12 protein-coding genes are annotated in these 12,158 nt (G+C 57.7%); 7 read left to right on the top strand and 5 right to left on the bottom strand.

Annotation, left to right across the window (positions count from 1 at the left end):
- Positions 1-4: 4 nt before the first annotated feature.
- Positions 5-1,057, bottom strand: coding sequence for a LacI family DNA-binding transcriptional regulator (locus AC0YNU_RS19930; RefSeq protein WP_475759823.1), 1,053 nt, complete (start codon positions 1,055-1,057; stop codon positions 5-7).
- A gap of 251 nt (positions 1,058-1,308) precedes the next feature.
- On the opposite strand from AC0YNU_RS19930, the gene AC0YNU_RS19925 reads away from it, so the two are divergent.
- On the top strand, positions 1,309-1,854 hold the full coding sequence (locus AC0YNU_RS19925) for a hypothetical protein (RefSeq protein WP_475759821.1): 546 nt from the start codon (positions 1,309-1,311) through the stop codon (positions 1,852-1,854).
- Between the two features lie 197 nt (positions 1,855-2,051).
- On the opposite strand, the gene AC0YNU_RS19920 is transcribed toward AC0YNU_RS19925, so the two are convergent.
- Positions 2,052-2,300, bottom strand: a complete 249-nt coding sequence (locus tag AC0YNU_RS19920; protein WP_475759819.1) for a hypothetical protein — start codon at positions 2,298-2,300, stop codon at positions 2,052-2,054.
- Between the two features lie 242 nt (positions 2,301-2,542).
- Between AC0YNU_RS19920 and AC0YNU_RS19915 the strand changes: the two genes are divergently transcribed.
- Positions 2,543-3,739, top strand: coding sequence for a copper amine oxidase N-terminal domain-containing protein (locus AC0YNU_RS19915; RefSeq protein ID WP_475759817.1), 1,197 nt, complete (start codon positions 2,543-2,545; stop codon positions 3,737-3,739).
- Between the two features lie 287 nt (positions 3,740-4,026).
- Positions 4,027-5,205, top strand: coding sequence for a sialidase family protein (locus AC0YNU_RS19910; RefSeq protein WP_475759815.1), 1,179 nt, complete (start codon positions 4,027-4,029; stop codon positions 5,203-5,205).
- Between the two features lie 143 nt (positions 5,206-5,348).
- Here the strand turns inward: AC0YNU_RS19910 and AC0YNU_RS19905 are convergent, their stop codons facing one another.
- On the bottom strand, positions 5,349-5,894 hold the full coding sequence (locus tag AC0YNU_RS19905; protein ID WP_475759813.1) for a hypothetical protein: 546 nt from the start codon (positions 5,892-5,894) through the stop codon (positions 5,349-5,351).
- 195 nt (positions 5,895-6,089) lie between these two features.
- Between AC0YNU_RS19905 and AC0YNU_RS19900 the strand changes: the two genes are divergently transcribed.
- The 4 genes from AC0YNU_RS19900 (at position 6,090) to AC0YNU_RS19885 (ending at position 10,179) form a co-directional block, all read left to right on the top strand.
- On the top strand, positions 6,090-7,829 hold the full coding sequence (locus AC0YNU_RS19900; protein ID WP_475759811.1) for a methyl-accepting chemotaxis protein: 1,740 nt from the start codon (positions 6,090-6,092) through the stop codon (positions 7,827-7,829).
- A gap of 58 nt (positions 7,830-7,887) precedes the next feature.
- Positions 7,888-8,268 (top strand): VOC family protein, encoded by a 381-nt coding sequence (locus AC0YNU_RS19895; RefSeq protein WP_475759809.1) that lies wholly within the window; start codon positions 7,888-7,890, stop codon positions 8,266-8,268.
- A 221-nt stretch (positions 8,269-8,489) separates the two neighbouring features.
- Positions 8,490-9,236, top strand: a complete 747-nt coding sequence (locus tag AC0YNU_RS19890) for a MerR family transcriptional regulator (RefSeq protein ID WP_475759807.1) — start codon at positions 8,490-8,492, stop codon at positions 9,234-9,236.
- A 136-nt stretch (positions 9,237-9,372) separates the two neighbouring features.
- Positions 9,373-10,179: a TetR/AcrR family transcriptional regulator gene (locus AC0YNU_RS19885; RefSeq protein WP_475759805.1), complete on the top strand. Its 807-nt coding sequence runs from the start codon at positions 9,373-9,375 to the stop codon at positions 10,177-10,179.
- A 166-nt stretch (positions 10,180-10,345) separates the two neighbouring features.
- On the opposite strand, the gene AC0YNU_RS19880 is transcribed toward AC0YNU_RS19885, so the two are convergent.
- Complete coding sequence (locus AC0YNU_RS19880) at positions 10,346-11,686, bottom strand: MFS transporter (protein WP_475759803.1); 1,341 nt, start codon at positions 11,684-11,686, stop codon at positions 10,346-10,348.
- Positions 11,687-11,718: 32 nt separating this feature from the next.
- The gene (locus AC0YNU_RS19875) at positions 11,719-12,153 is read right to left on the bottom strand and encodes a MarR family winged helix-turn-helix transcriptional regulator (protein WP_475759801.1); all 435 of its coding nucleotides are present in this window, start codon (positions 12,151-12,153) and stop codon (positions 11,719-11,721) included.
- Positions 12,154-12,158 lie beyond the last annotated feature (5 nt).

Here is a 12,158-nt window from a genome sequence, read left to right as displayed (position 1 = left end):
GTACTCAAGACTTGGGCTTCGCCCCGCAGCTGGAACGAACGATCAATTCGGAAGCGATGACGACGTTCTGCGCGCTGCGGTCTTTCTTGCGGGTCAGCACCTTATGCAGCAGCTTGGCGCCTTCTTTGCCGATTTCGTAGAGATCCGTCGTGGAGGACGTGATGTCGTATTTCTGGGCGAGCTCGGTGTTCTCGAAGCTGATCAGCGCGAGATCGTTCGGAACGCTCAGCCCGTTCTCGCGGGCATATTCCAGGACGCCGACCGCCTGGATGTCGCGCCCGGCCACGATGGCCGTAGGCGTCTCCTTGAGCGCGAAGAAGCTGCTCGCTGCGCGGTAACCGCTGTGCTCCTTCTCGTCGCCGATGAACACGTAATCTTCGCGGTATTTGATACCCGCCTCCTGCAGGGCGTCGCGGTATCCTTCCAGCCGGTCCTCGCACACGAGGAATTCCAGCGGGCCGGGGCTGATGAACGCGACTCGGGTATGGCCGAGCCCCAGCATATGCTTCGTGTTGCGGTAGCCGATGTCGTAATTGTCGACGTCGACGGAATTGATCTGGTTCTTGCGGTCGTTGGTGCCGACGATGACCATCGGGAATTGATGCTCGGACAGCTCCTCGATGACCGACGAGTCATGGCTCGGCAGCGCGATGAGAACGCCGTCCATGGCGCGCTCGCGCATCAGCTTCACCAGCTTCGGTGTCTTCGCCTTGTGGCCGAGATTGTCCCAGGCAATCAGCAGGTTGTAGTCCCGCTGGTCAAGGACGTCCCCGATGCCCTGCAGCAGATCCGAGAACACGCTGTTCCCCGAGAAGGAGAAGAAGTCGGACGCCGGATGAGGAGTGAATAAGCAAATATTGTTCGTCTTGCGCGTGACGAGACCGCGCGCCGCGGAGTTCGGCTGATAGTTGAGACGCTTGATGACTTCGAAAATGCGTTCCTTCGTTTCTTGGGCGACGGGAGCGGTGCCGTTGAAGGCGAACGACACGGTGGAGATGGATACGCCGGCTTCGCGGGCGATATCTTTAATGGTGACGCTGCGGTCGGATTTTTTCATAATCGCACCCTCTAAAAACGTTTTATACGATAAACGTATCACACCCTCCCATTAGCGTCAATGAGTACGTTTACATAGATGGAACATGTCGTATTTTATGCATGGAAGCGCTGTCTAACCATTTTCGGAACTGAAAACCACTCTTTTAAGCGGAATCCTGTGCTTAAAACGTTTTAGGTATGCCTTCATCTACGCGGCGCCTTAGGGTTATACTCATGATATACGGATCCTACCAAAGGGAGGAATGAACAGTGAACCGAATCGCCGGATCCGTTCCATACGGTTACGAGCCGCCGGCTAACAGCCGCAAAGGAACGCTGATCGTCTACGATACGTTTCAGCATATGGAGGACAAGGCGCTGGCGTCCGCGGCCGCGACGGTGGAGAAACGCAGCTTCGCCAAGCTGGTGCTGTACCCGCTGCATGAGGAGACGGTGCGGCGGATGACGAAGGAGCCCGTGCTTCCTTATCATAAGCGGCTGGACCGCCTGCATGACTGGAAACGCAGCTACGAGGAAGAGCGCGGCCGCGGAGCGATTCCGGTCGCCGTTGAGGGCCTGGAAGGCAAAAGGAAGAAGTACACGCCGATGGAAGCGGCGCTCCGGCATTTGGCGGAGGTCTATCCTTCGCCGCTGTTTCTGTATTTGACGCCGGAGATGGCGAATCTCTTCGCGTCGTTCTCTTCCTTCGAGGAATGGATCGTCAAGCTGCGCCTGCTGCTTGCGTCCGCGCCGGAGCGCCTGCATCCGAAGCTGGAGAAGTATCGGCATCGCTGGGATCTAACGGACGAGAAGTAGTTCGCATCGAAGCATTAGCAATCGAGCGGGAGTTGCAAGTAAGCGAACGGCGTGGAGGATTCCAGCGCTCCCCCATGCAAGAAGATAACAAAACCGGCCTTCTGCCTGTAGACGCGAGTCGCAGGGGAAGCCGGTTTTTTGTTGCCTGACGATTGGTGTAGGAGGAGCAGAAAGGAAGGCGAAGGGAGAGCGTGGCGTTAGGCGGCGGTTTTGCGGGAGGCTGGCTGGCGTTCAGGGGTATTGCGCTCCGCAATCGCGCGAAGCTCGTTCAACAGCTCGTTCAGCTCTTGGCGGAGGGCGTGAAGCTCGCGGGTGCAGCGGTCCTGCAGGCGGTTCATTTCGGCGGGGGAAAGTTGATTTTGCCTGACTTGGTAGATCAGCTTGTTCGTCATCGTATCGCTGTCGCTGATGCGGGCCGCGTAGACGATGGCTGGGGTGGACGACATGGTGGCAAGCTCCTTTTCGTTAAGTTGACCCCAGTGTAGCAGGCGATTATTAACGCAGAATGTTGAAAGTGTGAAGGGAATGTTAGAAATGAATGGAAGGTATAGTCAGATTTAGTCGACTGAGGTAAAGTATTGACGATTGGTTTGCGTATACGACCGTGAGGTTGGATATGCAGCATTCGTCAGTTGATGTATTGAGCGATTGGTTTGCGTATACGACTAGGAGAGGAATGGGGAACGGGATGAAAGGGTTTAAAGTGCTGGCGGCTGCCGCCATCGTATTCGCATTCATTGGGACGGCGCAGGCGGTTGTCGGGTTCGCCCAAGCACCGGACGGGATTGCCGTCTACATGAACGGGAAAATGTTACCCGGCGTAAGTGCCGTCATCGACAGCGGGGTCATGTATCTGCCTTTTCGTCCGCTGATGGGCGCGCTTGGGGCCAAGGTCGGCTATGATTCGGAGAACGGCGTCACGGCGGTCATCGGCAAAGAAACGATGAACTTCTGGCCGGATGATTACGCGGTGTATTATAAGGATGCGGAGATTTACTTGAACGCGGAAATCAAACGGATTCAAGGACAAGTCTATGTTCCTGCCCGAAGCATGGGCCAATTGCTTGAACTGGACGTAGCTTACGACCGCAAGGCAATGCGGGCGGACGTGAAGAATTGGGGTTACGGGCAGGATGAAGCGGCCAAAGCAGTCGTCGCGTCATTCCTCGATCCGGCCGTGCACGGAAGCCGCTCGGATCTGCTGACCTGGGATAATCCGCAGCGCGACTATTACGCAGACAAGCTGGATGGCTACGAGCCGGCTTACCGGACGTTTGAGACGTGGATGGGGGACATCGATTATACGTCCGCCGCGACAGCGGTACTTCATGCCGGCACGCGCAGCGAGACGCAGGCCTTGAAGCGCGACAGCGACATTCAGTTTACGCTGCGCCTTGAAGCTTCCGGTTGGAAGATCGCGAAGCAGGATTGGATCCATCTCGCGATGGACCTGCCCGCGGACGCGGACGAAACAGCCGACAATCTCAAACGCGAGCATCCGGGCGAGGTCGAGGCGGTACTCCGGGATTTGAACGCCTTTTACGACGCGAATAACGCAGAAGATCTGGCGTCGACGATGAAGCTGATGAGCCCCGGTTTCTTGGAAAGCTGGAAGAAGAGTACCGGCGAGGACTATGAAGACGTGCTGAAGGCGGTATTCGACAACGGACATACGACAAGGCAAATCGTCGATTCGCGCGTGTTGCTTATCGATAATCAGCATGCTATCGTGCATTTGAATATTCTATTTAATGAACGACAGAACGGCGAGAGCGGTCCGGCCGAAGAACCGTACCCTTACGAACTGGTAGCGGGCATGGACTTCGTGGATGGGCGCTGGACGTACAATTACGACGACGAATGGGATATCTCCACGGACTATTGACGCTCGCATGTTGTTGACTAGTGAATGTTTGTCGGTATGTGTGAGATTAAGCAATTTTACTTTCCTGAATGGGGAGAGGCGGATATCGGGGGCCGGATCGGGCCTGCGATGATCCGTCTCTTTTTCGTTTTCCCGAGACATACAATTTCGGGACGAGGAGAAGCTAGGTGATGGAGGAATTTTCCTGAGGCGCGCAGTCGTCCTGCAACCTCTCGGTCCAGCCGAACGTCGGAGGAAGAAGATAGAGATCTACTTCACGCGGGTAATACATGAACGAGGTGATGACGATGATAATGAGGAAAATATCCGGCTTTGCGCTCTCCGCGCTGCTGGCAGCGGCGACGCTAACGGGCTTTGGCGCGACATCAGCCGCCTCCGCAGCTGCGGCGGCAAGTGCGCCGAACGCAGCAGCAGCCTGCCGCACGGATGATCACGGATTGTCCTTGAAGGCCATGAAGGACACATCCGATCCTTACCTGGGGTCGATTCAGTTCTTGAGCACGAATATCGGCCGCGCTGCCGGGAACGGGTTCATGATCGGAACATCCGATGCCGGCTGCCACTGGCAGTCCATTTATAACACGGGCAAGCTCAACTTTACGCAGATGAATTTTCTGAGCAATTCCAAAGGCTACGTCTTGGCGCAGGTCGCTTACGGCAAGCCGAACACGCTGCTGAAGACGACTGACGGCGGCAAGAGCTTCGCATGGATTCCGACGGGAGCGCATCCGTTCGACCGTATTCAGTTCTTGAACGAGCAGGCGGGCTTCGGGTACGCGCGCGCCTTCACGTACAAGACGACGAACGGCGGCAAGAATTGGAGCAAGCTGCCCACGCCGCCGAATACGCGTTACGTGCACTTCATGACGGAGCAGAAAGGCTGGGCAATCGTCGTTCTCGCGACCGGCGGCTATGAAGTGAAGCGCACGCTCGACGGCGGCAAGACGTGGAGCGACTCGCTGAAGGTGAAGTCGGCGACGAACGTCGGAGGCATGGTCTTCGGCACGGACAGCGCGGATGTCTGGGTGCTGCTGTACGGAGAATCCGGCATGTCGCAGACGTCGTATTCCGTCTACCACACGGCGGATGCGGGCGCGCACTGGAAGCAGGTTATCTCGCGGCCGACGGCTGGCGGCGGTCCCGCGCCGGGACCTGTCGCGCCAAGCGGCAAGCTGGTCGGACCTGCGGGCAGACCGACGGATATGGCGGTCGTCGGACGCCAAGCCGCTTTCCTCGTTGCGGGGAGCGGCGCGCTCGACGCGCTTCAGTTCGGCCGTTCGCTGGACGACGGCAAGACGTGGACGAATCTGCCGGGTGCCGCGCCCGGGTATGACGGCAAGCTGTCGTTCCTCTCGGCGAAAGCCGGTTACCTGGCCGTCACGAGCTTCGAGAAGCCTGCCGTCTACAAGACGGCGGACAGCGGCAAGACGTGGAAGAAAGTATTTTCGCTTCCGGGGACGCACTAATCGGGCAAGAGTTAATAGGCAAGCAAAAATCCGAGCAATAGGCCAAGTGAAAAGCCAAGCAAATAGCCAAGCAAAGAAGCCTTCGAGACTGCGGCGTTCCGCAGCTTCGAAGGCTTTTTCGTGGCGTCTGCCGCCAACTTCCGTCATGGTGCCTTCCGCCACCCGCTTTCGAGCCAATCGTAGAGCTCTCTGCTCTTGCCGCGAAGCTCCTTCGAACCCAGATGCACGACGACCTCGCCGTCAGCCGAACGGCAGCTCTTCAGCGTGCTGCCGTTCGGGAGCTTTTGCGACTGGCAGTCCCAAGCCTGCTCGACTGTAATGGGATCTCCGCCTGTAAGGTGAATGCGAAGCTTCCAAGGATAGCCGTGCCTGCCGTACATCGGCTGGAGGCCGGATGGCGGTGCTGCGTTATACCAGCGGACGACTTGTAAGACGACGGCCCGGCCTTCTGGCGTGTCGATCGCGTAGAGCGGCGAAGACCTCGCGCCGTGCATGCTGCCGACGACCTGCACCGATACGGCTTCCCCCTCTTCGATCCGGCGCCACTCCGATTCGGGCGATACGTGTAACGGGGTCGCTCCTGCGGACACTGCGAGCTCTGTGGCTCCAGCGGCCGTCGAATACTCTGTGAATCCGGTCAATCCGACAACAGATAACAATAAGACAAAGACTGCAAGTGGTTTCGGCATGGCTGCTCTCCTTTATTCGGCATGGCTGCTCTCCTTCGCTTGAGCTCTTGCGCCCCCAACCGCTTGGCTGTCGGGTCGCGGCGGATGGTACATTTTCTTTTGCAGCGTCCCTTTACGATATGTCAAAAAACCTAATAAACAGTCGAAAAATGTCGATAAAAGAGATATTAAAAATTGTTGAGGAGTGACGTTTTCTTGAAATCCGGCTTTGTGATCTTCAGCGTTGGAAGAAAGTTATTTTTATCCTTTTTGCTTCTTATTATCCTGATCGGTTTCTTGGGTATCATGTCCCTGAAGTCCGAGGAGCGGATGGCGGACAAGTCGAAAGAAATTACGACCAATTGGTTGGACGGCGTCGAAATCGCGAACCATCTCAACTATTTGACGGAGCATATGCTGACGCTTCAGTTCAAGATCATGACGGACGCGGACCAAGCGCAAAAGCAAGCCTACCAACAGGAGGCCGACGCCGCGCTTAAAACCATCGACGACAAGTGGACGGCGTATGCGGCCACGTATGCGAATGCCGAAGACAAAGCGGTCGCGGAGGAACTGCAGCGCCATTGGACGCAGTTCAAAACGGTATTCGAGCAAGCCGCCGCCCTCGGCAAGCAAATCGATCTGATTCACGGCGCGGGTGCCAAGGAAAGCACGGTTCAGTCGCTCATGGCGCAGACGGAGAAGATATTCAACGACATGCAGGAGGATATGAACCGGCTCGTCGGCTTTAATCACGACGGTGCGTTACAAGCCGTCAAGGAAAGCCAGGATATTTATAACGGCGCAAGAACGTCGTCGTTCTGGATCATGGCCGCGGCGCTTGTTATCGCCATCGCGCTCGCAGTGCTCCTGAACAGGCTGATCTCGAAGCCGATCAAGCAGGTGTCGCGGGCGCTGCGGATCGTTGCCGAAGGCGATCTGACCGCGCCGGCCATCGTGACGAAGCGGAAGGACGAGATCGGCGCCTTGATTCAGTCGCTCAACGTCATGTCGGGAAGCTTGAAGAGCTTGATCGTCCGCGTCTCCCAAGCCTCCCAGACGGTAGCTGCTTCGTCGGAAGAGCTCTTGGCCAGCTCCGAGCAGAATGCGGAAGCCACGAAGCATGTCGCGGAAGCCGCGCAGGCGATGGCCGACGGCTCGGGCAGCCAGCTGCACAGCGCCAAGGAGACGAGCAGGGCGATGGAGGAAATGGCGAGGGGCATTCAGCGGATCGCGGAGACATCCTCCACGGTATCCGAATTAACGCTGCAGTCCGGCCAGCTCGCGGAGAACGGCAATCAAGCGATCGCCTCGGCCATGGAGAAAATGGATGCCATCAGTCGTTCCGTGGAGCAAACGGGATCGGAGATTAAGCTGCTGGAAGCCCATTCCGGCCAAATCGGCGATATCGTCGAGCTGATCGGCGGCATCGCTTCCCAGACGAATCTGCTGGCGCTGAACGCCTCCATCGAAGCGGCCCGCGCAGGCGAACACGGCCGCGGATTCGCCGTCGTCGCAGGCGAGGTCAGGAAACTGTCGGAGCAATCCGCGGAGTCCGTGCAGAACATCGCGGAGGTGATCGCCCTGATCCAAGAGGATACGCTGAAGGCCGTGCGGACGATGGATCGGAGTCTGGCGGAGGTGCGTCTGGGTTTGCAGGCGGTTGCCGAAGCGGAGGAGTCGTTCCAGCGAATCGCCATCGCGGCCGGCCATGTATCCGAGATGGTGCAGGAGGTAGCGGCATCCTCGCAACAAATGGCTGCCGGTTCCGAGCAGGTGTCGGCGTCGGTGCATGACATGAGCACCGTCGCGAAGCAATCGACGGAAGCGACGCAATCGGTCGCGGCCACGACGGAGGAACAGCTCGCGTCGGTCCAGGAGATCGCGGCAGCCGCGCAGACGCTCAGCGCGATCGCCGTGGAGCTCTCCGATACGATCGCCAAAGTAAAAGTGTAAGCCGCAACTCGCCTGCCATGGTATAATAAGGCCAAAAAAAGGGCGGTGCACATTCACGATGATTCGCCACGAAGGTATTCATCACGTGAGTCTGATCGTAACGGATCTAGACCGGGCCAAGCGCTTCTATGAATCGGTTATCGGGCTGCGGGAAATCGAGCGGCCGGCGTTCGACTTTCCCGGCGCCTGGTACGGAATCGGCAGCGGCGGGCAGCAGCTGCACTTGATCGTGCATCAAGGCGAGACGGCGAGAAACGGCGGCATCGATACCCGAGACGGGCATTTCGCGATACGCGTCGCCGACTTCGACGAGACGATCGATTGGCTGAACCGGTGCGGCATCGAGCATCGGGCTAACCGGAACAGCATCACGGGCTTCGCGCAGATTTTTCTGCTGGATCCCGACCGCAATGTCATCGAGTTAAACGCCGCGCGGTGATTGCCGCGGGCAGCGGCGGCCTTGGAGCCGTTAACCGGAGTTGCTGCGAAGTGGCAGCTCGAGCCGGCTGTCGGCTTATCGGCAAACAATTTGAAGTCGAGCATCCCCTGGCGGGTTGCTCGGCTTTTTTAATCGGCGCCCAATCGGCTCTCGAAGAAAAAGCGTATTGACTCTCCTCTAAGGGGAGGCTGTACAGTACGGATTGAAAGGAGCGACAACGCATGCGATATACGGTCAAGGAGCTGTCGGCGCTGTCCGGGGTGACGATCAAGACGCTGCATCATTACCATAAGCTCGGCCTTCTGCTTCCGGGCGAGGTCAGCGAAGCGGGCTACAGATACTACGGAATGAAGGAGCTCGAGCGGCTGCAGCGGATCTTGTTCTACAAGACGCTTGATTTTCCGCTGGCGCAAATCAAAGAACTTCTGTTAGAGGAGCGCCATCCCGGTACGGAACTGAGCCGTCAGCGCGTGCTGCTGATGAAGCGCAAGGAGCGGCTGGAGACAGTGATTCGCACGTTGTCGAAAACCTTGGAATCCACGATGAGAGGCGAAGTGATGCAGGTGAGCGACATGTTCGAAGGATTTGAAAGCGAGGCGGAATGGAAAGCGGCGCTGGCGGAGCAGCAGGAGTACTTGAAGGCGAATTACGGCGTGGAGCTGACGGAGTCGGTGCCCGAGCCGGCGGTGCTGAACGAACAAGCGCAGGAGGCGGCGCGCTTCATGTCCGAGATGGCGGAGCTGCTTCGCTCCGGCGTGAAGCATCGCGATGCGCGGGTGCAAGAGCTGATCGGCAGCCATTTGGCGTTTATGCAGGCGCATGGACACGCTGCCGCTCCGGAGGACTTTGCTGCGCAGACGCGGTTCTTTCTGGAAGACGAATTTCATTTGCAAATGCTGGAGAGTCAGCAGACCGGTCTGGCCTATTACCTTCAAGCCTGCGCGGCGTCGTTTGCGGCTGGTAGTTGAGTTTGGGTGTGACGGAGGAGATACGCCTCCGACCGGCTCTCGCTGCGGTGCCGTTGTCCCGGCAGGAACGCATATGCTATACTGTTTATAGCGTATACAATTACGGGACTAGTAGGGATAGCGAGGGATAGAGCGCATGACGAACCGCAACGAGACCGAGGATGAGACGCTTAAAGGGCTGCCGAACGGCGTCGCTTTAAGCTGGGGCATCGTCAAGCAAGGGAAGCGCGGACCCAAGGGCGAGCTGAGCATCAAGCAAATCGTGGATGCCGCCGTCGCGATCGCCGATCAAGACGGGCTGCAGGCGGTGTCCATGAGCCGCGTCGCCCAATCGCTCGGCTATACGACGATGTCGCTGTACCGCTACATTACGAGTAAAGATGATCTCTTGCTGTTAATGCAGGAGGCGGTAAGCGATGTTCCGATTCCGGCGGAAGATCCGGGCCAGCATTGGCGCGACGGGCTTCGCGGCTACGTCGATCGCTGCGTGCAGGTCTTCGTCGAACATCCGTGGTACGGGGATATTCCGATTACGGGCATTCCGGTGACGCCGAACATCATGGCGATGATCGATTGGGTGCTGCGATCGCTGCGTCCGCTGCAGCTGGACGACTTCGAGAAGATGTCCATCCTGCTGCTGCTCAGCAGCTATGCGCGCTCCATCGGCCTGATCCGGCGCGACATGGCCAAAGCGATGCGGGCAGGCACGAGCGCGGACGATTTCGGAGGCCTGTCCTTCAGCCCCGCGCTGAAGCAGCTCGTGAAGCCGGAGCGTTTCCCGGACCTGTACCCTGTCGTCATGTCGGGAATCTATGCGGGCGAACGGGAAGCGGAGAGCACGGTCGGCGACGACTTGGACTTCGGCCTGGAGCGGGTGTTGGACGGCGTCGAGCTCTATTTGGAACGGCGGCGGAGACCGTCCGGCGATGCGCCGGCTCCGTGATGACAGCGGGTATAAGGCATGGAAGCAACGACAGAAGAGGCGCGGTAACAACGACAGAATAAGACGTGGAAGCAAAAACAAACAGCGGCTCATCCAATCGGATGGAGCCGCTGTTTGCGTCCGTATAGCGATGTGCGAGCGTCGGAGAGCGACGGCGAAGCCATGTTCATGTGGTCATCCGAGCTGGTTTCTCGGAGCTGCCGGAGGTTCGCGTATACCAGACCGCGACGGTCAGGGAAAGCAGGCAAACGGCGAGCAGCACGCGGTACACGTTCTCATAGGCCAAGCCAAGCGGGCTATTCTTCTGCATCGTCAGAATCATGCCGCAGACCGCGACGGAGATCGAGCCTCCAAAGAACTGAATCAGCTGCATGAGTCCCATGCCCGAGCCGATCATCTGCTTCGGCAGGATGCGCGACGTTTCATTGTTTAACGAAGACAGGGTCGCGGAGAACGAGGGCGAGAAGAACAGATACCCGCATAGCACGACGAACGGCGATACTTCCACGGCAAACGAGAAGACGGCCAGCACGACGGCCAGCACGACATGACCGATCAGCAGGAACCGCACATTTCCGTAACGGTCGATCCACCGTCCCACGAAACGGCCCGACAAAGCCGACAAGATGGCCCCCGGCGCAATCGTCAGCCCGATGGTCATCGTCGATTCGCCGGCCAGATTAGCCAACGCGAGCGGCATGAGGAACAGATTGCCCATGTTCAATACCAACACGCAGAACCCCACCGCCGTAAGCTTCCGATAATCGCGTTTGGCGAACAGCGCCGGATTGATAAAGGTTTCTTTCTTGACGCTTCGCAGATACCAAGCATGAACGGCGAACGACAGAAGGCTTCCGATCGACCAGAGCCAGGAACGCTGCATGACGGCGATCAGCAACGTCGCTGCATTTAAGACCGTTAATAAGGCCCCGAACGCGTCGAAACGCATCGGCTTCGGTTCTTCCTTGGGCAGCAGCCGCATCAACACGGGAAGCACCAGAAGAATCAGGCAAGTGACGGCGAACAGCCCGTTGAATCCAAGATACTCGGTGATGGCGCCTCCGATAATGGGGCCGAAGCCGAACGCCATCGCGCTCCCCGTCGATATCATCGTAATGGCCCTTCCCCTGCGCTCATAAGGGATATAACGGCTTGCCATCACGATTCCCAGCCCGGACATCGTTCCCGCGCCGGCAGATTGCAGAATGCGGACGGCCAGCAGCGTGTTGAAATCGTCCGCGAAGATCCCGGCTGCCGAGGACAGACCCAAGATCGTCAAACCTACCAATAGCAGTCTTCGCAAGGGCACGCTGTCCGATAAACGGCTGTAGATCACCGTCGATAAGGCGTATCCGATGGAGTAGCTTGAAATAATCCACGATCCGAGGTCGGCCGTAATATGAAACGTTCGAATAATGCCGGGTAAGGAGACGTTGAACATCGTGGTATTCATCAGGACGATAAATACGCCGAACATCCAAACCGGCATGACAGCTCTATCATTCATTGGTTATTCCCATCCCATCTATGATCGGGCGGTTAGCGTATGAGATGCTTATCCGCGTTGTGACTTAATTTGGCGAGCGTTCGTCTCAAGAACAGCACTTCTTCCTCCGATAAACCGTCCACCGCGACGGCCTGTATCTTCTCGTCGATCGGGTTCAAGCGCGCCGTCAATTCCTTGCCTTCCCCGGTCAAATACACCAGAGACGACCTTCCGTCGCTCGGGTGGGGAGATCGTTGGACGAATCCCCGTTGTTCTAATATAGCCAGAATTCGCGTGACGTTAGCCTGGTCTTTACCGACGCCCAGCGTCAAATCCTTGATGCTGATCCCGTCTTGCTCGTCCAGCCTTTTCAACAGGCACCATTGCTCGCTCGTGATGCCGGAGGGGCTGAATTCCTGGTTGAAAAGCAAGTTCAAATTACGCAGCGTCTTGGTAAGGATAAAACCAACCGCATCGTCGAGTTTCATTCGAT

It is taken from the genome of Paenibacillus sp. J31P316 (genome assembly GCF_056269105.1).
Note: the sequence above shows the minus strand (reverse complement) of the source record. Positions and strands in the feature narration are given on the sequence as shown.